Source organism: Geobacillus sp. GHH01 (assembly GCF_000336445.1).
Lineage (GTDB): Bacteria > Bacillota > Bacilli > Bacillales > Anoxybacillaceae > Geobacillus > Geobacillus zalihae.
Window position 1 is genome coordinate 2019554 of record NC_020210.1, and the last position, 22086, is coordinate 2041639.

At 52.6% G+C, this 22086-nt stretch carries 19 protein-coding genes and 2 CRISPR repeat arrays (1 of these 21 running past the window's edge); all 19 genes read right to left on the reverse strand.

Annotation, left to right across the window (positions count from 1 at the left end; genetic code table 11):
• Positions 1 to 25: direct repeats of the CRISPR family, unit length 30 nt; it begins 738 nt to the left of the window's first position.
• Positions 26 to 208: 183 nt separating this feature from the next.
• The 19 genes from GHH_RS09875 to GHH_RS09960 all read right to left on the reverse strand — a co-directional run bounded on the left by GHH_RS09875 (position 209) and on the right by GHH_RS09960 (position 21844).
• On the reverse strand, positions 209 to 1144 hold the full coding sequence (locus tag GHH_RS09875; RefSeq protein ID WP_015375031.1) for an AEC family transporter: 936 nt from the start codon (positions 1142 to 1144) through the stop codon (positions 209 to 211).
• 59 nt (positions 1145 to 1203) lie between these two features.
• Complete coding sequence (locus GHH_RS09880; RefSeq protein ID WP_015375032.1) at positions 1204 to 1896, reverse strand: response regulator; 693 nt, start codon at positions 1894 to 1896, stop codon at positions 1204 to 1206.
• A 13-nt stretch (positions 1897 to 1909) separates the two neighbouring features.
• The gene (locus GHH_RS09885; protein ID WP_015375033.1) at positions 1910 to 3520 is read right to left on the reverse strand and encodes a sensor histidine kinase; all 1611 of its coding nucleotides are present in this window, start codon (positions 3518 to 3520) and stop codon (positions 1910 to 1912) included.
• 75 nt (positions 3521 to 3595) lie between these two features.
• Positions 3596 to 5122 carry a tripartite tricarboxylate transporter permease gene (locus GHH_RS09890; protein ID WP_015375034.1) on the reverse strand — a complete coding sequence of 509 codons (1527 nt, stop codon included), beginning with the start codon at positions 5120 to 5122 and terminating at the stop codon, positions 3596 to 3598.
• 13 nt (positions 5123 to 5135) lie between these two features.
• Positions 5136 to 5591 (reverse strand): tripartite tricarboxylate transporter TctB family protein, encoded by a 456-nt coding sequence (locus GHH_RS09895; protein ID WP_015375035.1) that lies wholly within the window; start codon positions 5589 to 5591, stop codon positions 5136 to 5138.
• A gap of 52 nt (positions 5592 to 5643) precedes the next feature.
• Positions 5644 to 6684, reverse strand: coding sequence for a tripartite tricarboxylate transporter substrate binding protein (locus tag GHH_RS09900; RefSeq protein ID WP_015375036.1), 1041 nt, complete (start codon positions 6682 to 6684; stop codon positions 5644 to 5646).
• A gap of 377 nt (positions 6685 to 7061) precedes the next feature.
• The gene (locus GHH_RS09905; RefSeq protein WP_015375037.1) at positions 7062 to 7910 is read right to left on the reverse strand and encodes an Rpn family recombination-promoting nuclease/putative transposase; all 849 of its coding nucleotides are present in this window, start codon (positions 7908 to 7910) and stop codon (positions 7062 to 7064) included.
• A gap of 51 nt (positions 7911 to 7961) precedes the next feature.
• Positions 7962 to 8776: a CRISPR direct-repeat array (repeat unit 30 nt; unit sequence GTTTCAATCCCTCATAGGTACGATAAAAAC).
• 189 nt (positions 8777 to 8965) lie between these two features.
• Positions 8966 to 10129, reverse strand: a complete 1164-nt coding sequence (locus tag GHH_RS09910) for a mannitol-1-phosphate 5-dehydrogenase (protein ID WP_015375038.1) — start codon at positions 10127 to 10129, stop codon at positions 8966 to 8968.
• Positions 10129 to 10572, reverse strand: coding sequence for a PTS sugar transporter subunit IIA (locus tag GHH_RS09915; RefSeq protein ID WP_015375039.1), 444 nt, complete (start codon positions 10570 to 10572; stop codon positions 10129 to 10131). Before GHH_RS09915 ends, GHH_RS09910 begins: the two co-directional genes overlap by 1 nt.
• A gap of 5 nt (positions 10573 to 10577) precedes the next feature.
• Positions 10578 to 12668: a BglG family transcription antiterminator gene (locus tag GHH_RS09920; protein ID WP_015375040.1), complete on the reverse strand. Its 2091-nt coding sequence runs from the start codon at positions 12666 to 12668 to the stop codon at positions 10578 to 10580.
• A 6-nt stretch (positions 12669 to 12674) separates the two neighbouring features.
• The gene (locus GHH_RS09925; protein ID WP_020756938.1) at positions 12675 to 12902 is read right to left on the reverse strand and encodes a hypothetical protein; all 228 of its coding nucleotides are present in this window, start codon (positions 12900 to 12902) and stop codon (positions 12675 to 12677) included.
• Positions 12903 to 12943: 41 nt separating this feature from the next.
• Positions 12944 to 14395: a PTS mannitol transporter subunit IICB gene (locus GHH_RS09930; protein ID WP_015375041.1), complete on the reverse strand. Its 1452-nt coding sequence runs from the start codon at positions 14393 to 14395 to the stop codon at positions 12944 to 12946.
• A gap of 139 nt (positions 14396 to 14534) precedes the next feature.
• On the reverse strand, positions 14535 to 14705 hold the full coding sequence (locus GHH_RS18285; protein WP_081601531.1) for a DUF3368 domain-containing protein: 171 nt from the start codon (positions 14703 to 14705) through the stop codon (positions 14535 to 14537).
• Between the two features lie 153 nt (positions 14706 to 14858).
• Positions 14859 to 15260 carry a hypothetical protein gene (locus GHH_RS09935; protein WP_015375042.1) on the reverse strand — a complete coding sequence of 134 codons (402 nt, stop codon included), beginning with the start codon at positions 15258 to 15260 and terminating at the stop codon, positions 14859 to 14861.
• 44 nt (positions 15261 to 15304) lie between these two features.
• Positions 15305 to 15550 (reverse strand): UPF0175 family protein, encoded by a 246-nt coding sequence (locus tag GHH_RS09940; protein ID WP_236612563.1) that lies wholly within the window; start codon positions 15548 to 15550, stop codon positions 15305 to 15307.
• 120 nt (positions 15551 to 15670) lie between these two features.
• Positions 15671 to 17134 (reverse strand): CoA-acylating methylmalonate-semialdehyde dehydrogenase, encoded by a 1464-nt coding sequence (locus GHH_RS09945; protein WP_015375044.1) that lies wholly within the window; start codon positions 17132 to 17134, stop codon positions 15671 to 15673.
• 201 nt (positions 17135 to 17335) lie between these two features.
• Positions 17336 to 18523, reverse strand: coding sequence for an iron-containing alcohol dehydrogenase (locus GHH_RS09950; RefSeq protein ID WP_015375045.1), 1188 nt, complete (start codon positions 18521 to 18523; stop codon positions 17336 to 17338).
• A gap of 198 nt (positions 18524 to 18721) precedes the next feature.
• Positions 18722 to 20437 carry a sigma 54-interacting transcriptional regulator gene (locus GHH_RS09955; RefSeq protein ID WP_371198444.1) on the reverse strand — a complete coding sequence of 572 codons (1716 nt, stop codon included), beginning with the start codon at positions 20435 to 20437 and terminating at the stop codon, positions 18722 to 18724.
• Positions 20438 to 20896: 459 nt separating this feature from the next.
• Positions 20897 to 21844 carry an aldo/keto reductase family protein gene (locus tag GHH_RS09960; RefSeq protein ID WP_041470499.1) on the reverse strand — a complete coding sequence of 316 codons (948 nt, stop codon included), beginning with the start codon at positions 21842 to 21844 and terminating at the stop codon, positions 20897 to 20899.
• Between the last annotated feature and the right edge of the window lie 242 nt (positions 21845 to 22086).

Genomic DNA, 22086 nt, shown 5'->3' on the forward strand with positions numbered 1-22086 from the left:
AATCCCTCATAGGTACGATAAAAACCCCCAAACCATGTGCGTAAAATCAAGCTTTTTCCCTTTTGGCTGTTTTCAGAATAACACGTTTCAAAAATTCTGTCAATACTGTTCAGCCGTGTTGGTTGTAGGATTTTGACGCGAAAAGACATTGTCGTCGATCCCCCGGGATTTTTGCACGATTGGGGATCGACGACAGCTTGCCCCGTTTTCATCCGCTAATCGGAAACAGCAGCCGGGCCGCATATACTGCGCCTGTCACGGTAATGGCGCTCAACAAGGTCGACACCAACACCGCCTGGGCGGCATAATCTGGGTGGCAGTCATACTCGAGTGCATACAGCGCCGTATTGCGCGAGCACGGATAGGAACTGGCAATGAGCAATGCCTGAGCCGTCACTCCATCCATTCCTAATAGAAAGATCAAAGACGCAGCCAACAGCGGCGACAAAATCAAGCGCCCGAACACACTCACATACACAAGCGGCGGCAAGGCAGTAAAACGGGCGTAGGCGATTTGCGCTCCCAACGTAAAGAGAGCGATGGCTAAAAACGCATCGGCGACCCGCTGAAGCGGCGCCCATAAAAATGATGGGATGGGGATATGAAGCCATCGACAAACTACGCCAAGCAACAGCGCGTGAAGAACGGGATTTTTCCATATCTCCGCAGTCCATTTCCCTCTTTTTCCATTCCCGGATACAAACTGGTATACCCCATATGTATTCGTCAAGAAATTTTGAAAGATCGTCACCATAATTTGAATCGTCGCCCCGAGCGGATGTTGATGAAATACAAGCTGACTGACCGGGATGCCGAAATTACCTGAGTTGTTCAACACAATAGTGTTTTGAAATACGGCTGACAAACTCCGTTCCAATTTGAATAACTTGGCCATCATCATACTCAAAACGATCAGTCCGCTGTTTTGCAACAAGAGAAATCCTAAGATGGCCGCCAACACCTTTCCATTCAACTCACTGTCATACACGTTGATGAATGCGACTGCCGGCAGCAGGACGTACATGTTCAATTTGGATAACGTATTGAGGTCAAGATGAAAGAAGCGGTGAAGCCCTGCCCCCAAGCCGACAATCAACAACATCGGAACCATCACTTGCAATAAAATGCCGCTAAAAACAGCCAAGACGCTCTCCTCTCTTTCTTTATCCATATAATGGATGTTTCATTTTTGAAAATCCATATCTACATTTTCTTCTTGTAAACTCGTTCCGGCCGCCCAACGGATCCATAGGCAATATCGGCCGTCACCTGGCCGACAGAGACGAGATACTCCAAGTAACGGCGGGCCGTCGTCCGGCTGGTTCCGATTTGCCGCCCCACTTCTTCAGCGGTGATGCCTTCCGGGCACTGTCTCACAACCGCCAACACTTTTTCTAGGGTCAATGGCTGAATGCCTTTAGGCAACATGGGCTGGTCCTTAACGGACACTTCTCTTCCAATTAATGCATCAACATCTTCTTGGCCAATCCACTCTTTCTCTTTCACCCACCGTTGCATTTTGTCATAATACTCCTTGTATCGATTTAACGTTTCCGCAAAACGGTCAAACATAATCGGCTTGATGATGTAATCAAACACCCCGCCATGCAGCGCTTGTTTCAGTACATCTACTTCCCGGGCTGCGGTAATCATAATGATATCAATATCAGAAAAATGTTCACGAACCCATTTCAAAAACGAAAGGCCGTCCATGTCGGGAAAATAGACATCAAGCAATAACACGTCTGGCCGCAGCACCTCCGTCAATTCCCTTGCCTCTTCAGCGTTCGTGGCGATGCCGACCACTTCATAACCGTTCACTTTCTCAACAAAGCGCCGATTGATTTCCGCAATGCGACGGTCGTCTTCAATAATCAGTACACGAATCGGCAACATCGGTTCCCTCCTTCTAGCCTTGGCGGCACTGCCGACCGACATGGGCCGGTCGCTTTGGGATCATGATGGTAAATACCGTGCCTGCTCCTTGCTCCGATCGATGCGTCATTTGCCCCCCGAGCATTGTCAACGCCCGGTTCACTAGATCAAGCCCATACCCCCGCCCTCCGGCCGCCTTCGTTGAAAAGCCGCGCTCGTAGATCCGTTCCGCTACAGCTGGGTCAATGCCTAATCCGTTATCCTCAACCTCAATAATTAAATCATCGCCAAGGTCAGTCAAAAAAACGGCCACCCGTTTCTCTTCCTTTCCGTTATGGAGAACGGCTTCCATGGCGTTATCTACGACATTCCCAATAATGGTTACCAGATGGTCCCGGTCCATCCATGACGGCACATCACGGAAACTGCTTTCCCGATCAATTTCAAACACAATTTTCAGCTCGTTGGCGCGATTGAACTTGCCGATCAGCAGACCGCCGATGATCGGATCTGGAATTTCTTTCATGACAAACCGGACGATGTTTTGTTGCAAGTCGGTCTCTTTTGCGATCAGTTCAAGCGCTTCCTCATACGATTCCAGTTGAATCAGGCCAGAGATCAAATACAGCTTGTTGGAAAATTCGTGCGTTTGCGCGCGCAAGGCATCGGCATAACTTCGCAGCTGTGACAGCTCTTTTGTCAGGCGATACAGTTCTGATTTATTGCGAAACGTCGACACCGCCCCGATCACGCGGTCCGCTTTATCTTTAATCGGAATGCGATTGGCAATGACCGTTTCTTCACCTAACACCATTTCATCGTCAAATTCCGCCTGCCCCGTCCGAATGACTTCAGGCAGCCTCGAGTGGGGAATAAGCTGCAAGATCGGCATTCCCAGCACATCGCGTTCGTTCTCATACCCAAGCAGCTTCAGTGCCGTTCGGTTGACCATTGTAATCGTTCCCTCTTGATTGATGGCCACAATTCCTTCGCGAATCGCCTCTAAAATCGCTTGCTTTTCTTGGTAGAGCAAACCGATTTCTTCCGGTTCAAGGCCATGAATCGATTTCTTCACCGCCTTGGCGATCGCCACGGCCCCCACCGCTCCGAGCAAAAGGGCAAGAACAGAGAAGAGAAAAATCTTCAGGCTATATGACCACACCGTTTGTCGAATATCCTCTAGCAAAAAACCGACCGAAACAATGCCGATCACCTGTCCGTTTTCATCCAAAACCGGCGCTTTTCCGCGGATTGCCGGACCGAGTGAACCGACCGCCTCTGAAATAATGGCCTTGCCTTTAAGCACCTCACCGTTGTCGCCCCCGACCATCGGTTTGCCGATCCGATCCGGCAGCGGGTGAGCATAGCGGATTCCTTGGCGGTTGCCGATGACGACGTATTCCGCCCCTGTCTTTCGGCGAATATATTCAGCAAACGGCTGCAAGCGCACGGACGGATCGGGGTCGCGGAACGCCTCGCGCACAAGCGGGGTGGACGCGACGGTTTCCGCCACGTTCAGCGCCCGCATGCCGATTTGCTGCTTGAGCGTCTCAGCAAACATATGTTGGAATAAAAATGTAAGAAACACGATGACAAACAAAAGCAGCGAACAAATGATCATCATCAACCGTGTTTGCAGTTTCATCGTGCTGTCCTCCAAACGGAAAAATGAAAAGAAAGACCATCCTCCACTAAAGGAAGAAAGCCTTTCTTTCTATTATTACATATCTTCATTGACAATGACGGTTTTTCCTCGTAATTTCATGAAAAACGGCACGGCAATCCACAATAAGGCGATGACCAACAAGACGAGCGAAATCGGCTTTTCAACGAACACGAGATAGTCCCCGTTGGATGCCGTCAACGCCCGGCGCATGTTGTTTTCAATCATTGGCCCCAGCACAAGCCCCAATACAAGAGGCGCGAGCGGGTAATCGTGTTCCGCGAGCCAATAGCCGAGCAAGCCAAATGCCAACAACAGAAACACATCAAACGTCGTCACTTGCACCGCATACACGCCGAATACAGAGATGGCGATAATGAGCGGCAACAAATACTTCGTCGGTGTTTGGATGATTTTCGCAAATAGTTTCACAAGCGGCATGTTGAGAATTAACAACATCACATTTCCGATAAACATGCTCGCAATCAATCCCCAGGCAACAGCCGGATGTTCATCAAACAACAGCGGACCCGGCTGGACGTTGTACATAATGAGTGCACCCATCAAAATGGCCGTCGTTCCCGATCCTGGAATGCCCAGCGTCAACAGCGGGATCATCGCGCCTCCAGACGCACCGTTGTTCGCCGACTCGGGCGCCGCGACGCCGGCGATCGTCCCTTGGCCGAATTTTTCTGGATGTTTGCTGATTTTCTTTTCAAGAATATAAGAGAAAAATGAGGCCAACGTCGCTCCGGCTCCCGGCAGCACGCCGATGAAAAATCCGAGCAGCGACCCGCGGGCAATCGGGCCGGCACTTTCCTTCAAGTCCGCTTTCGTCGGCAACACGCGGCCAATTTTCGCAATTTCCCCGCTGTTCATTTCGTCGTGGAGAATCGACTTGAATACTTCTCCCAACGCAAACAACCCGACCGCTACGGTTAAAAACTCCAGCCCCCCATACAAATAGGAAATGTTGTACGTGAAGCGTGCGACGCCAGAGACGTTGTCGAGCCCGATCGTGGAAAGCAACAAGCCGAACACCGTCATGATCCACGCTTTCGTCATCGATTTGCCGGCAAGGCCGCTCACCGCAGCAAGCCCCAGCAGCATAAGCGAAAAATACTCCGCCGGACCGAACTTCAAGGCGACATTGGACAGCGGCTCCGCTAATAATACAAGACCGATGAGCGACACAATCCCCGCCACAAACGAACCGATCGCCGCAATCGCCAGCGCCGCTCCAGCCCGGCCTTGCCGCGCCATTTGGTAGCCGTCCAGCGTCGTGACAACAGACGATGATTCCCCGGGCGTGTTTAACAAAATTGACGTCGTCGACCCGCCGTACATCGCCCCGTAATAGACGCCGGCCAACAAAATGATCGAACTGGCGGCCGCCTGCTCGGGACTCAAACCCGATGTCATCGACGCCGTCACCGGAATGAGCAGCGCCACCCCGCTCATCGGCCCGATCCCAGGAAGCACGCCGACCGCCGTGCCGATCAACACCCCGATAAACGCAAACAGCAAGTTATGCGGCTGAAGCGCCGTCTGAAATCCGTCAAACAAAAACGATAGTGTGTCCATGATGCCCCTCCTTTCATTGGAACCAAATCGGCCAGCTCGGCAATGTTCCTTGCAACAGTTTCACATAAAGGCCATATACGCCTAACGAAAAACCAGCCGCAATGGCGATCGATTTCCACAGCGCCCCTTTTTCCATCGTTTGAAAGCCGATGACAAGAAAGAGAAATGTCGTGATCACATATCCAACCGTTTCAAGCAACGCCGCATAGAAAATGGCGGCGATGAAAATGACAAGAAACTTTTTATATTGCCGCGGCAGTTTCTCCCCTGTTGCGCCTGAATAATTTCTTGTCTCAAACAGCAGTTTTATGCTTAATAAAACCAACACAAGTCCAAGCAAAAACGGAAACACATTCGGCCCGACAGCGCTGCCGTAGGCGCTTTTCGATATGCGCAAACTTTCCACCATAAACAAAGCGCCCACAGCCAAAAACGCCACCGCCGCGATCCGGTCAGCCGTTTTGTTCATCGCTTTCCCTCCCGCTTTTGGAAAAAGGGGAAGAATGCTCTTCCCCCTCGAGTTATTTATGCATCCCAAGCGACTTCAGCAGGTCGCCGACTTGCTGCTCTTGCTCTTGCAAAAATTTCGTAAACTCTTCCGAATTGCGGTACTCTGCCTCCCAACCTTGCTTTTGCAGCTCTTCTTTCCATTTTTCATGCTCAGACAGCTTTTTCAATGTCTCTTCCCAAAACGCTTTTGCTTCCGAAGACATTTCCTTCGGCCCGAACACGCCGCGCCAAATCGTAAACTCGGCATCAAGACCAAGCTCTTTCATCGTCGGCACGTCTTTCAGCACTCCGTCGAGGCGTTCAGGAGCGGAAACCGCCAGCACCCGCACTTTGCCGGCTTTCAAATATTCGCCAACCGAAGACGCATCCGTCGCAATCACATCCGCATTGCCGCCAAGCAGCGCCGCCATCGCTTCTCCGCCGCCATCGTACGAAACATACTTGACTGATTTTGGATCGATGCCCGACTTATAGATCGGCAAAATCGCCACTAAGTGGTCCATCGACCCTGGCGCCGACCCTCCGGCAATGGTGACGGATTTCGGATTTTGTTTAATGGCGTTCAGCAAGTCGGTCAACGTTTGAAACTTTGAATCGGCTTTAACCACAATCGCGCCAAAGTCTTTTGTCAACTGGGCGAGCGGGGTTGTGTCTTTGTAGCCGAACGGGCTGTTCCCTTCTTTTTTCAGGTTGTTGATGATAATCGGCGGCGAGTTGACAAACAGTTTGTAATCGTTTTTGACATCCTGGGTGGCGTACTCAGCCATAAAGACCGCCCCGCCGCCGCCCGGTTTGTTTTCGACCGTCATCGTCTGTTTGACAAGCCCTGTCTCATCCAACACTTTCGTGACCGCGCGGGCCGTTAAATCCCAACCGCCGCCCGCTCCAGACGGAGCAACAATCGTAATCGGCTTCGTCGGATAGTTTGAGGCCGATGAGCCAGAGTTCGAACCGGACGATTTCGACCCCGCCGATTCATTGCCCCCACAGGCCGCCAAAGCCAGTGTCATCATCCCTGCAGCGAGCAATCCCCACCATTTCGTTTTCTTCATTTCTCCCTGCCCCCTTGTTTTTGATAACGTTTTCAAACTCAACCTTACCATGCCCCAGGGTGAACGTGAAGTTTTTGAAAATAAAATGAATTTTGTGCATTTTGTTCATGGACGTATAATCAACATGACCTGATATGGCCAAGACGCCTCGGGGAACGCTGGAGTCTCAAAGCAAAAAAAGACCGCCAGCCTTCAAGGCCGACGGTACATAAAACGTTGGTACAGTGCATACTTTCTGACGTTCGTTCCTCATCTTTCATGTGGCAGGACGATCATTCGTTTTTACAATCGATCACTTACGAATCAGTGATTTCATCTACCTCTTTTGCCGCCGCCAACTGTCCTCGTTAGATGGCCGCCACTTGTATTTGATTCCCCTACTCTTCAAGCAATTCCCAAACATCTTCCTCTGGAAGATCCACCAACCTAGCAATGTCTTCCGCCTTCATTCCTTTGCGCGCCATGTTGCGGATCAGCTGTTTCATTCCTTGTTTTATCCCCTGTTTCCTTCCCTTTTGCTCATAGGAAATGATCAGCTCCAACACTTGCTCTTTTTCTTTCGTTTCCATCGCCCTCACCTCTCTTTGCAGTTGTTGCTCTTCCTCCTCCGACAACTTCACATATGTTTCAAAAAAGCCCAAGAGCAGCCGCTGCCTCGCTTCATCCAGCTCCAATCGCACCAACATGCGCAAACACTCTTTTTTCAACTCGACTTTCTCACTTTCAGTATACCCCATTTTGCCAAGGAGGGCAGCCGCGATCGGATTGTCATGCCGGATGTAGTCCCGCCAATGTTTCTTGCGCAGCTCCACCGGGAAAAAGCGAAACTGCAGCACGTCGCCAAAGGGAAACTCGATTGAGAACACGGACGGTTCCTCGCGAAGGGCCTCATAGCTGAAGACAGCGATCGGAACGATGCGGGTGCGGTATTTTTCAAACAGACGGCTGAAATAGACAAACATGCGCTCTGGAAACGATGGTTGCACATAGCTTTGATTCTCCACATGAACGATGATCAGCCCATCTTCTCCTTTCAGTTTCGTCTCGACCAATAGATCGACGCGGTATTTTTCACCTGCGGTGACATCGGTAAACAGTTCTTCGGACAGGAAGGACAAATGGCGGAAATCAATGTGTTCGTGCATGTCGGGGAAAAAGAGGAGAAGAAACTCTTCGAAGAACGTTTGAATCAGCTCTTTGAACAATCGGTCATGGTCAATGGCCATTCGATCACCCCTCTTTGAACGTGTTCGATTCTATCCATTCGCAAGCAGGGGGTGAAAATCCTGCATGGGAGACAGAAAAAGTTGTGCCGTACTACACAGTGTTTCAATCACTGATGGGGACGATAAAAGCCTGAAACAGTCCGATTGGAACGGTACGAGTGAGTAGTTTCAATCCCTCATAGGTACGATAAAAACCTGGGTAACTGGTCAAATTCCAGTGGAAGGTCACTAGTTTCAATCCCTCATAGGTACGATAAAAACCGGAGAGAAATATGGTCCTCTGTTGGATAAACATTGTTTCAATCCCTCATAGATACGATAAAAACCATCGTTATATAATGAGTGTTGGTTATTGTCGCATGTTTCAATCCCTCATAGGTACGATAAAAACCTATTGGCGAAAGAAAGTGACATATTTCCTCAATCAAATGATTGTTTCAATCCCTCATAGGTACGATAAAAACGTAATACTTTTTCAAAGGATTGCGAAGGATTGCCTTGTTTCAATCCCTCATAGGTACGATAAAAACTCGTCTTGCCGGTCTTTTGCTCTTTAACGACGATGGTTTCAATCCCTCATAGGTACGATAAAAACTATGCCTGATATTGTGCTTGCCGATGAAGTGCAGTTTTGTTTCAATCCCTCATAGGTACGATAAAAACGTTCTCCCGTTCCCACTGGGCAAGCGCGGCAACGAACGGTTTCAATCCCTCATAGGTACGATAAAAACATGCTGGTAGGGCAACAAAATATGCCCAATATATTGCGTTTCAATCCCTCATAGGTACGATAAAAACTGAAAAAATATCGTAATGAAACCTGCAAAATGTGCCGTGTTTCAATCCCTCATAGGTACGATAAAAACCCAAAGAATGCGCATAAAATCAAGCTTTTCCCCTTTTGGCTGTTTTCAGAATATCACGTTTCAAAAATTCTGTCAATACTGCTGAGCCGTGTTGGTTGTAGGATTTTGACGCAAAAAAACATTGTCGTCGATCCCCCGGGATTTTTGCACGATTGGAGGTCGACGACAACGGTGTGCCATCATAAATCATTATGCCCTTTTCTTTTCAGCCATTTTTTCGTACTCTTCCCTCACCGCGGCCGCAAGCGGGTGCGCACTTTCGAGCCCGGCGTATTGCCGAAGCGCCTCTTCGACCCCGCGTTGTCGGATCGTTTGTTGGAGCTCGGCCGCCTCGCTGTCTTCCGGATGATCAAACAAGAGCAGCGCGGCAATGCCCTTGGCAAGACCAGCGGGGACGCTGCCCAATAGCGCACAGTATTGCGTTGCCGGAGCGACGAGGCGGTCGTTCGGCCCAAGTTTGCGGATCGGCGAGCGGGCGACACGGATGATGTCGTCGGACAGCGCCGGGTTCATGAAGCGCCCGATCGTCGTCTCGATATACGCGCGGTGCTCATCTGCCTTCCAACCGTGCTTTTTCACCAACACCGCTCCGGATTCGCTGAGCGCCTGTTCGACATCCGCCCGAATGGCGCTGTCTTTCATCGCGTCTTGCACGGTTTCGTATTGCTTGAGGTAGCCTAAGTAGGCGGCAAGGGCATGGCCGGTGTTGACAGTAAATAACTTTCGTTCAATATACGGCCCTAAGTCAGCGACAAAATGCGCTCCTTGAATCGGCGGAACCGCGCCGATGACGTTGCGCGTTTCAATCGCCCATTCGAAAAACGGCTCGACCGTCACCGCCAGCGGATCATCGTTCGTTTGGTTTGGCACGATGCGGTCAACCGCGCAGTTGAGAAAGCCGACCGACTCGCCCGCCAGCTGTTGTTCGGCTTCGGAAAGATGGGCAAACACGTGCTGCTTCAACGTCTCCGTGCCGCCGATCATATTTTCGCACGCAATGACATGAAGCGGAGCTTGCCGGGCGGCCAGCCGCTGCTTGAGCCCGGCGGCGATGACCGGGGCGATGGCCGGCAAAATGTGCGGGCCGACGGCGGTCGTGACCAAATCAGCGGCGGCGATCGCCGCGATGACTTGCTCCCGCTCTGTTTGGCTGTTCAACGCCGAGACGCCGCGCACCCATTGTTCTTCTCGCTGCTCGCCGGCGACAATGACGCGATACTCCCCCCGCTCTTTCAGCAAACGGACGATTTGTCCATTGACATCAACGAACACGACGTCATATCCCGACGCCGCCAGCAGACTGCCGATAAAGCCGCGGCCGATGTTGCCGGCGCCAAAGTGGACGGCCCGCATCAGCCGTTCACCTCATGGAGCAGCGCAAGAATTTCTTCTTCTGTTTTGGCGTTCGCCATTGCTTCTACATGATCCGCTTCCGCACATACAAGCGCGAGTTGGGAGAGAATGTCCAAATGTTCGCCGTCTTTACCGGCAATGCCGATCACGATCGTGGCCATGTTGCCGCCGCCAAAATCGACGCCGCCTGGAACTTGCACGATCGAAATGCCGGACTGTTTCACGAGCGCTTTTGCCGCTTCCGTTCCGTGCGGAATGGCGACGTTGTTGCCGATATACGTGGTTGTCAGTTCTTCCCGCTCAAGCATCGCATCAACATATGCCGGGGCGACATATCCTTGCTTAACCAACACCTCGCCGGCGAGACGGATCGCCTCTTCTTTCGTTTTGGGTTGGGCATTTAGCACAATGTTTTCTTTGTTTAAAATCGAATGGGTTACCATCGTTTTCACTCCTTCATTGATGTCCAGTAATGATCAAAAAATTGCTCCAAATGGGCGCTGACAAGTGAATACACTTCTTCCTCGCCGCCATGCGCCAAAACGGCAAGGCTTTGCTCATCCTTCACGAGCAAGGAGCTGACCTCGCTTAACACAGCGAGCATCTCCTTATCGGCATCTGACGGCCCGAGCAGCAGCACAACCGTGTTGATCTCCATCGGCTCCCCGTCCATGCCGGGCACCGTTTGCGGCGCATCAAGTCGGTACATCGTCAGAGATGGACGAAGGACAGCGAAGCTTCGAGCGTGGTAAAGCGCCAGCGTCGTGCCAGGGACGCCAAGCCCGCCAAGCGACTCGCGGCGCCGCAGCTCCTCGATGACGACATCGGCATCGACGATGACGCCGCTTCGTTCGAGGCGGCGGCACGCGTCCGTCAATAGTTCATGAACAGAGCGCCTCTTGACCACCTCGAGGGAAAAACCGTCCAACAGGTGGACGACCGTCTCGCTGATGCGCCGAACCGCCTTCATCGCCTCGAGCGCTGGCCTGTTTCTCTGTGCGATTGACTCTTTCCTCATCCGCTTTTCAGCGGCCGATTTTCGCTCTAAAAATTCACGAATCGCCCGCGCTTCCTCTTCCGTCAACATCGGGCTGACGGTGAAATATGGGCCGCCTTCATCGGCCAGCGGCACGGTCGAGACGACAAGGTCATACGCGCTTGCATCTTTCTCTTTCCATTCAAACACGGACGCTTGTTCCAGCGAAACAATGTCCGGAATCTCTTTTTTCAGCCTCGTCGCTAAAATTTTCGCCGTCCCAAGCCCGCTCGAACAAATGACTAACACCCGCCAGCCTTTTTTCTCCCGCATGAGCGCGGAGGCAAAATGGAGCACTAAATAGCCGATCTCCTCCTCAGGCATCGGGACGTTGCCAAACAGTTGCTTTGCCCCTTCTGCGACAATGGCGAACAGCTCCGCATAGTCCCGCTTAATTTGCTCAAGCAGCGGATTGGATACCCCCATCCCGTGCTCCAAGCGGTACAGGGCTGGCTTCAAGTGGACGACCAAATCTTCATACAGCGTGCGGTCGGCGGACAAATCGACGCCAAGTTCGCGGCTGACAAAGCGGATGAGTTGCTGCGCTTTCATGCCAACCGCCAAACTTGCCTCCTCCATCATCGTCCCTTGGCGGCTGCGCCATTTCGCTCCCATCAAGTGCATCGTCATATAGCCGATCTCCTCGCTGGGGATGGCAACGCCAAAGACTTTTTCCAACGATTCGGCGAGCACGCGAGCGATTTCGTATTCGTTCGTCGCTTGAAGCGCCTGCAAATCCCGCGGATCGAAGTGGATCGCTTCTCCCCGCTTGATGCGCTCGATCGCTAGAGCCAAATGGACGACAAAGGCGATGTACGAGCTATCGGCCATCGGAAACGGGAGCGTTTCTTTCACTTGCTCGATTTGCTGCTCAATGATGGCAAGCTTTTTCCGGTCGATGAACCCGAGCAGTTTTTCCGCCATCGTATCAAGCGGTTCGTCAGCGCGCCTTTGGATCGTCTCTTTCATGAGCGCCAAAAATTCGTGTTCATTCACATGGCGGAACAACAAATCGCTCATCAAGCGCCGTTTCGCCGATTCTGAACCGGCCAGTTCCACCCCGTATCCACGCTTGCGGATGAGCGAAAGCCCATACGTTTCGATTGTTTGTTCCAATTTGTCCAAATCAAAGCTGACGGTCGCCACCGTCACATTCAAGTCATTTGCCAAGGAGACAAGTTTCACCGGCTCGGCCGCTTCCAACAGGGCGATTAAAATCATGAGCTGCCGCTCTTCCGGTGTATATTCATGATGGGAAAGACGGAGCAGCTCTGTGGCTAGCGCCTGTTTGTTTTCTTCCCTTCCGATGAGCCGAACGCCGACTCCTGCCTTTTTCACCAACTCCAGCCCGTAACGACGCAACACCGATTCGAGCCCTTGCAAATCGCGGTGAACCGTACGGGCGCTGACATTCAGATCCTCGGCCAGTTCGCCGACGGTCAAATCACGGTCGCTTGCTAACAAACGCTCAAGCAGCTTCCGCTCCCTTGCCGATACGTACATCGCCGTTCACCTCCCATCTTCGATCGTATTGTTGACAGGTTTAAATTGGCCAATCGGTTCTTCATCTCTTATTGTAAGGGCTTTTTTCTTGATTTGACAATGAAGAGATGTTTCATTTTCGTCATTGTTATTGTTGACAGTTTTTAATTTCACATTCATGATTCCTTTTTCGGCGCCAAAACCAACCCTGCTGGCCGGAAAACCGACTCGAAACAGCAGGCTGCCGTAAAACAAAACGCAGGGGGAACGCCATTTCCCCTGCGTTTCATGCCGATTTACGCGTTCTTTTTCAATTGTTCAATCAACTCATCGTACTTCGGGCTGCTTAAGAAGTTTTCGACCGATACGTGGTAGGCGTTCGGCAATTTTGCCTTCGCCCGGTCGGTTAAATTTTGATGGGTGACGACGATGTCGGCGTCGGCCGGAAGCTGGTTGATCGCTGTATTCGTCACTTCGATATCGAGCCCGGCCTTTTGTACTTTGTTGCGCAAAATCGACGCTCCCATCGCGCTCGAGCCCATTCCGGCGTCACACGCAAAGACAATTCTTTTGACCCGTGCAGGGACGGCCTGTTCCGCCACCGCCGTTGCCACTTCCTCTTGTTGCTGCAACGCGGCCGCCACTTGGCTTTGTTTCCCTTTTAACTGTTGCATTTTTTCTGCCGCCTTGGCCAAGTCTTCTTCCTCTTCGTTTTGTTTCGCCGATTTCAAGAACACCGACGCGACGAGGAACGATACCGCTGCGGCGACGAACACGCCGGCTAGCACGCCAAAGTAATTCCCTTTTGGCGTCATCGCCAGCAAGGCGAAAATGCTTCCCGGCGACGGCACGGCCACAAGCCCGGCGTTGAGGATGGTAAACGTGAACACCCCGCTCACGCCGCCTGCCATGGCTGCCAAAATCAAAATCGGGCGCATGAGAATGTACGGGAAGTAAATTTCATGAATCCCGCCAAGGAAGTGGATGATGACCGCCCCCGGCGCCGATTGTTTCGCCATCCCCTTGCCAAACAGCCAATACGCGAGCAAAATCCCCAACCCTGGACCAGGGTTCGTTTCCAATAAGAACAAAATCGATTTCCCGGTTTTTGCTGCTTGCTCGACGCCAAGCGGACTTAAAATCCCATGGTTGATTGCGTTGTTCAAGAACAGCACTTTCCCTGGCTCGATGAACAAGTTCGCCAGCGGCAACAAATGCCAATCAATGATTTTTTCCACTCCGGCCGCTAATGTTTTGCTGATGAGCGAGATGACCGGGCCGACTCCTTTAAAGGCGAGCAGCGTCAACACGCCGCCGATAATCCCGGCTGAGAAGTTGTTGACAAGCATCTCAAATCCTTGCTTCACTTTCCCTTGGAACAATCCATCCACTTTTTTGATCACATAACCGCCAAGCGGCCCCATGATCATCGCGCCTAAAAACATCGGGATGTCCGAACCGACGATGACCCCCATCGTCGCCGTCGCCCCAACGACGCCACCGCGGACGTCGTAAATCATTTTGCCGCCCGTATAGCCAATCAACAGCGGCAGCAAATACGTAATCATCGGCCCGACGAGCTTGGCAAACGTCTCGTTCGGCAGCCAGCCGGTCGGGATAAATAGGGCGGTAATCAGCCCCCAGGCGATAAACGCGCCGATATTCGGCATAATCATGCCGCTCAAATAACTGCCAAACCGCTGAATCTTCACACGGAATCCTGTTTCATTTCCGGTTGTATGCGTCATAACGTCGCTCCTCCTTTTGCTTGACTGTATCTTTATCTTAAAACGCTTACAACCGGCCCTTCAATGATAAGTAAACGCGATTTTGTCAAGGGGGTTGTTGACAGGGGTTAAAAAAGAAAACCCCGCGCGGCGGGCGGGGTTACGGCGTTTCTTCTGCCAACGACAACGCCTCTCGATAGAGACGTTGGGAGAGATAAAATCCATTGTCAAGCAGAGTGTCTAACAGCGGCTTGACTTCCGCTATTTTCCTGTTTTTCTTCCCTAGAATCAAAACTCCAATTGTACCGATAGGCCGTGAACTACCCACCACCTACGCTTCGCTTAGAGATGGGGGCTTCAAGCGACTTGTGTGTGTTCGCCGAACGGTAAGCCACACACAAGAACCCTTTACGCTTCCCTTCGTTCCGAAGGTGTCCGTTCTAGCCATATTCTATCCTATTCGTTGGCTGACGCCAACCGACATTCATCTCCCACTTTCACTTCGTTTCAAAGCGGGAGACTTCTTTCGGAAAGATGTTAAAAAGAATTGTTTCGACAATGGTCTAGCAGCATGCTCATCCATCACAACGGCTTGAGCACCAAGTTCTTTCGCTCCAATAATAACTTCTAACTCCCCGGCATGGAATTTTCCATACAAACTTTCAACAAGGCCGCGATTTTTTACATGGTATAGTCGAAACACCCCCTCGTTGACCAATCGTTTGAGCTCTTCTTTTCCATAATGGCGTGGGGCATGGTGATGAACAATTTCTTGATAGACAGCTTCCGGAACATATACTTCATCAAATAGGTCAGACAAAAGAGTCAATTGACCAACGATCGACAGACCTATAATCGGTGTAGAGTTGACCGTAACCCTACTCATTGCGATCCCTATTTTCATTGCTCAATTGTTGCACCGTGTCCCAATCATCTTTGATGTGTTCCTCCGTAATATTCCATCCAAGGAATCGCCTTCGAACGCAATACATCGATAAATTCCCCTAAGGATTTTCCTGCCAATTCAGCCGCTTTCGCTAGCGTCACCTGTTTTCCAACAAACAGCCCAATCGCCAATGAAAGCTTTATTTTCGCCTCAACAGTGCTGCCTTCCAATTCATTAATGGCGGGCAAAAACTCTTTCGGCAAGTTCACCTGAAAGTAGTCCATAGCCATGAAGCTCACACCCTTTTTTATTTTATTCTATCACACTTCGCGCCTTTTGAATGCCGTCACGACTCAGTGTGAGGTGATAAAAAAGCAGCCCGAATCCAAGCGGGCTGCTTCATTGTTTTCCTATTCATATCTCGCCGTCACCATTTTCTTTCTCGTATAAAACTCGACGCCGTCGCGGCCGTTGGCGTGGAGGTCGCCATAGAACGAGTTTTTGTAGCCTGAGAATGGGAAAAACGCCATCGGCGCTGGGACGGCGACGTTGATACCGAGCATGCCAGCGTCGATTTCTTCACGGAACTGGCGGATCGCTTTGGCGCTGTCCGTGTAGATGCAGGCGCCGTTGGCGAATTCCGACCGGTTGGCGATCTCAATCGCTTCGTCCAAATCGCGGGCGCGGACGACCGACAGAACCGGGGCAAAAATTTCGTCCGTCCAAATCGTCATGCCCGGTTTGACATGGTCGAAAATCGTCGGGCCGATGAAATACCCTTTTCCGCTCGTCGCCGAGTCGCGGCGGCCATCGCGGACAAGGAGCGCCCCTTCTTTTTCGCCGATTTCGATGTATTTGATCGTCCGTTCTTTGTGCGACTCGCGGATGACCGGGCCTAAAAAGACGCCTTGGTCGAGCCCGTTGCCGATTTGGATGCGATCGGCGGCTTCTTTGAGCCGTTTCACTAACTCATCAGCGATATCGCCGACAGCAACGACGACCGAACACGCCATGCACCGCTCGCCCGCCGAACCGAACGCGGCGTTGATGATGTTCGTCACCGCCATATCAAGGTCGGCGTCCGGCATGACGATCGAATGGTTTTTCGCGCCAGCCAGCGCCTGTACGCGCTTGCCGTGGGCGGCGGCCGTTTTGTACACATATTCGGCGACCGGCTGTGAGCCGACGAACGAGACGGCTTTAATATCTTTGTGCTCTAAAATGCCGTTCACGACTTCATGCGCTCCGTGGACGATATTGAGCACCCCCGCCGGCAGGCCGGCTTCGGTGAACAGCTCTGCCAAACGGTTGGCGAGCATCGGCGTCCGCTCGGACGGCTTCAACACAAACGTGTTGCCGCAAGCGATGGCAAGCGGGAACATCCAGCACGGCACCATCATCGGGAAGTTAAACGGCGTAATGCCGGCAACAACGCCAAGCGGGTAACGGTACATGCCCGATTCGATGCCGGTCGCGATATCCGGCAGCTGTTGGCCCATCATAAGCGTCGGAATTCCCGCCGCAAATTCGACGCATTCGATGCCGCGCTGCACTTCGCCGTAGGCGTCTTCGTACACTTTGCCGTTTTCCAATGTCACAAGGCGGGCAAGCTCCTCCCAATGCTCGACAAGGAGCTGCTGGTAGCGGAACAAAATGCGGGCGCGGCGCGGAACGGGCACTTTGCGCCATTCGCGGAACGCTTCTTTCGCAGCCGCCACCGCCGCATCAAGCTCCTCGCGCGAAGAGAGCGGCACTTTCGCCAGCACTTCTCCTGTCGCCGGGTTCGGCACGATTTCTTCTTTTCCGGATGTTGACGCGACCCATTGGCCGCCGATAAAATTTTTCAATGTTTTCGTTTCGGTCACGGAACTCATGGATGAAACCACCTTTCTAGTCGATCTTTCAAAAGATTGGTTCATGAACGCACACAAGGGCTATGGATGATCGACGAGCGCTTCCTTTCGCGGAAACGGCCGGCGGGCTGAACGCTTCCAAAAAGCGGCGTTCTTTGCTGTCCGTTTGCTGCTGGTCGCTGTCATGCGTCCTGCAATCGCCATCCCAGCCGTCGGACTCATTTACGAACTTACGGTTTTGGTGTCGTACTGATAGTCATAACAATAATGGTACAAGGCGACGATTTCCTCATGGGTCGGCACTTTCGGATTGTTGCTTGGACTGCCGCTCGCGAGCGCATCGGCCGCCATTTTATCAACCGCTTTGTCAAACGCCGCTTTGTCGATGCCCCACGTTTTCATATTCGGAATGCGCAAATCGCGGCAAAGCTGTTTCACTTCTTCAACAAGCGCCTCAGCTGCTTCCGTATCGGAAACGTCTTTGAGCGGCGGCTTGATGATTCGGGCGATCACCGCCAATCGTTCGATGGCGCTGTCTTTTGTAAACTCCAGCACCCCCGGCAGCAACATCGCGTTCGATACGCCGTGCGGCACGTGGAAAAGCGCGCCGATCGGCCGCGACATGCCGTGCACAAGCGTCACCGAGGCGTTGGAAAACGCCATGCCGGCTTTCATGGCGGCGATCGCCATTTTTTCCCGCGCTTCGATGTCTTGACCGTTTTCATACGCCCGGCGCAAATGACCGACGATCGCTTCGATGGCAGAGAGCGCCAGCGCATCGGTCACCGGGTGGGCGCGTCGGGAAATGTACGCCTCGATCGCATGGCAGAGGGCGTCGACGCCCGTGGCCGCGGTGACGGACGGCGGGCACGAAACCGTGAGCAACGGGTCGACGATCGCCACGGCTGGAAGCAGCTCCGGTTGGGAAATCATCATTTTGACGTCCGTCTTCGTATTGATAATGACCGTTACTTTCGTCACTTCCGAACCCGTTCCGGCCGTTGTCGGAATGGCAATGAGCGGCAGCGGTTTTTCGGCAAACCGCTTTTGATTGCCGATATAGTCGCTGATCTCCCCTTCATTTGTCATCATGACGGCGACCGCCTTGGCGGCGTCAATGCTGCTGCCGCCGCCGATGGCGATGACGACATCGCACCGCTCGCTCCGGCAGACGTCAAGCGCCTCTTTCACATGCACATTCGTCGGCTCGCTGTCGACTCCTGTATACTTCACAAACGGCAGCCCTGCTTCTTGCAAATATTGCTCACAGCGGGCAACCACCCCGATGTTCTCCATCACCGGGTCGCTGACGATGAGCGCTTTCGTTCCGAGCGCTTTTGCCTGTGGGCCGACTTCGGCGAACGTATTGCGCCCATACACAACCCGGCTGGGCACCAACAATTCGTACATCGCGTCCCCTCCTGATTTTGATAACGGTTTCACCTCTTTTAGAAAGCAAGTTTCGTGCCAACATACAAAGCGCACCGCAACAAGGAAGTCGATTCAAAACAAAAGCGCCATCACCGACACAAACAAGACATCTATCAAACAATAACCAGACACTAATCCGACATCACAACAAAAACAACGGCTGTTCCGCCGTTGTGTCTATAATCCGTATTTTTTCAATTTTTCATATAACGTCGAGCGGTGAATGCCGAGCCTCCTTGCCGCTTCCGCCTTATTGCCGCCCGCCGCCACCAGCGCCGCAGCGATTCGTTCCCGCTCGGATTGGTAAACCATTTCTTTCCATAGGTCCGCTATTCTCACACCCTGATCTGGCAAAGCGGAGACGGCCGGTTGAACGGTCGACAAATACGCTGGCAAGTGTTCGCGTTCGATCACATCTCCTTCAACCATGCTGATCAGCCATTCGACGACGTTGACCAGCTCGCGGATGTTTCCCGGCCAGGAATAGTCGACAAGCACTTCCATGGCCTCTTTGGTAAACGACTTCAACGCGACGCCAAACTGCCGGCACATCCGTTCCATATGGTGGGCGAGCAGCGCCGGAATATCCGTTTTCCGCTCGCGCAGCGGCGGAAGATGAATGCGAATGATGTTCAGGCGGTAAAACAAATCTTCCCGGAACGTTCCTTCCCGCACCATGTCTTCAAGCGGTTTGTTCGTCGCGGCGATGATGCGCACATCGACTTCTGTTTCCGACACCCCGCCGACTTTCTCCACCTTCTTTTCTTCGAGGGCGCGCAAAATTTTCGCCTGCATGGCCAGCGGCATATCGCCAATTTCATCCAAAAACAGCGTCCCCCGATGGGCGAGCTGGAATTTGCCGGGCTTCCCCCCTTTTTTCGCGCCAGTGAACGCCCCATCTTCATAGCCGAACAGCTCCGCTTCCAACAACGACTCAGGGATGGCGGCGCAATTCACGCTGACAAACGGTCCGTCCGCATGCGGGCCCCCCTCATGGATCGCCCGCGCCACCACCTCTTTCCCCGTTCCGCTTTCACCGGTAATGAGCACCGTCGACGGCACGCGCGCCGCTCGGCGGATCATCTGCTTCACAGCGGCGATCGCCGGGTGGCGGCCGATGATGCGCTCGACTCCGACGGCCGCAGGCGCAGCAGCCTTGCGTTTTGATTCTTCATCTTCTTTCGATTCTTTTCGGCTCGCTTCACGCGACAGCTCCTGCAGGCGGCGGAAAATTTCGTATACTTCCGATACCCCTTGGAAAATAAGCATGCCGATCGCCCCGATCACCTTGCCGTCCCGCCAAATCGGAATGCGGTGCACGACCATCGGCTGGCCGTAAATCTTTTGAATGTATCCACGTTCAGGAATGCCGGATTGAACGCAAATGTGCAGACGGGTGTTTTCGATCACTTCCGTCACGTGCTTCCCGATCGCTTCTTCCCGGCGGATGCCGAGAAACTGGCAATACGCCCGGTTGATTTCGCGGATCACACCGTTCCCGTCAACAACGACTACGCCTTCATACGCCGCATCCAATACGGTTTTCATCGTCTCCGCCAGACGATGCGCTTCCTCAAGTTCATGCCGCAAGCGTTCCAACTCGGCAGCCGCGGCGGAGTCGACTTCCATGTTCATTGTCTCTGCGCCGCTGTCTTCACGTCCTGCTTCCGATGAAAACGCCGCCAATACATTCCTGATCGGCGTCGTGCGGTCCATCTCACGCGCTGCTGCCCATAGCAGCATCCGCTGTGTGCACCGCCCGATCGTTCGGCCGTGCTCGTCAACCACATCAACCGCAGCTATCCCATGTTCCGCCAACAACTGGATGGCCTCGTGCATCGTTTGGCTGCCGCTAAGAGTCAGCCCTATACGGCGAACAGCGGTCATCGCCATCCCTCCCTTGCTTGTTCACTTGTTTGTATCGTTCGCCACCCGTAAGAAAAATCCTCTTTTAACATCTTTCTTCCGAAAGAAGTCTCCCACTTTTAAGCGAAGTGAAAGGGGGAGATGAATGTCGGTTGGCGTTAGCCAACGAATATAATAGAATATGGCTAGAACGGGCACCTTCGGAACGAAGGGAAGCGTAAAGGGTTCTTGTGTGCGGCTTACCGTTCGGCGAACACACACAAGTCGCTTGAAGCCCCCACCTCTAAGCCAAGCGCAGGTGGTGGGTAGTTCACCAGCACAAACGTGTCTATGATCAGCTTGAAGGAAGAAGGAAAGAAGTCAATCGATCATCCAATCGCCGCTCTCAATTCTTTTCCGCTCTCCCGTGAAAACGGAGTCTCCTTCGATGCGGGACGGATCAAAAAAGAAAACGGAGACAGGCGTCAGCCTGTCCCCATTTTTCGATTACGCCAAAACCCCCTCAATCTTCTCAATCACTTCTTCGCTTAACGCGACATCGACCGCCTTGACGTTTTCTTCGACTTGTTCCGGACGGCTGGCGCCAATTAAGGCGCTGGCGACGTTCGGCTGGCGCAGCACCCAGGCGAGGGCGAGCTGGGACAACGTAATGCCAAGCTCAGCCGCGATTTTTTCGAGTTGTTCCACTTTTGACAACACATCATCGTTCAGCAGCCGCTGGATAAAGGCGTTCGCCTTCGGATCGGCAGCGCGGCTGTCCGCTGGCGGTTGTTGGCCACGCTTGTATTTGCCGGTCAGCACCCCTTGGGCGAGCGGCGAGAAGACGATTTGACTGATGCCGTTTTGTTCGCACACCGGGATGACTTCCTTTTCAATATAGCGATGGAACATGTTGTACTGCGGCTGGTTGACGACGATCCGATCGAGCAGGTAGCGGTCGGCCACGCCGAGCGCCTCTTGAATTTGTTGGGCCGTCCATTCGCTCACGCCGACATACAGCACTTTTCCTTGGCGGACGAGGTCGTCGATCGTGCGCAACGTCTCATCGACCGGCGTTTCTTTGTCATAGCGGTGGCAATAGTAGATGTCGACATAATCAAGCTGCAGCCGCTTTAAGCTCGCATGGAGCTGCTCAAACACATGCTTGCGCGACAGGCCGCGGTCGTTCGGACCATCGCCCATCGGCCAAAACACTTTCGTCGCGATGACATACGATTCGCGCGGATATTTGCGCAGCGCCTCGCCGACGATTTTTTCCGCTTCCCCGCGCGCGTAGACGTTCGCCGTGTCAAACGAGTTGATGCCAAGTTCGTACGCCTTGTCAATGACGCGGATCGCGGCTTCTTTTTCCACTGAATTTCCATATGTAAGCCAGCTGCCTAAACTAATCTCACTGACTTTCAGCCCCGTGCGGCCGAGTTTTCGATACTTCACCTTCGCTCCCCTCTCCTTTTGACGGCAATCAATGCCAAATTCTTCATGTCCCATTATAATCCTCAACTGCGGATTTGCAAAGACATTTGCCTTACTATTCAAAAAACAGCTTCCGTCTCTTTGCGTCCATCCTCGATTTTTCTTTGGTTCACAAAATTTTTGTAGATTTCCGTAGATTTTCGTAGGTGTGTATTTACAATGAATTCGAAAAACATTCACAAATTTGTCACAAAGGAGGGGGG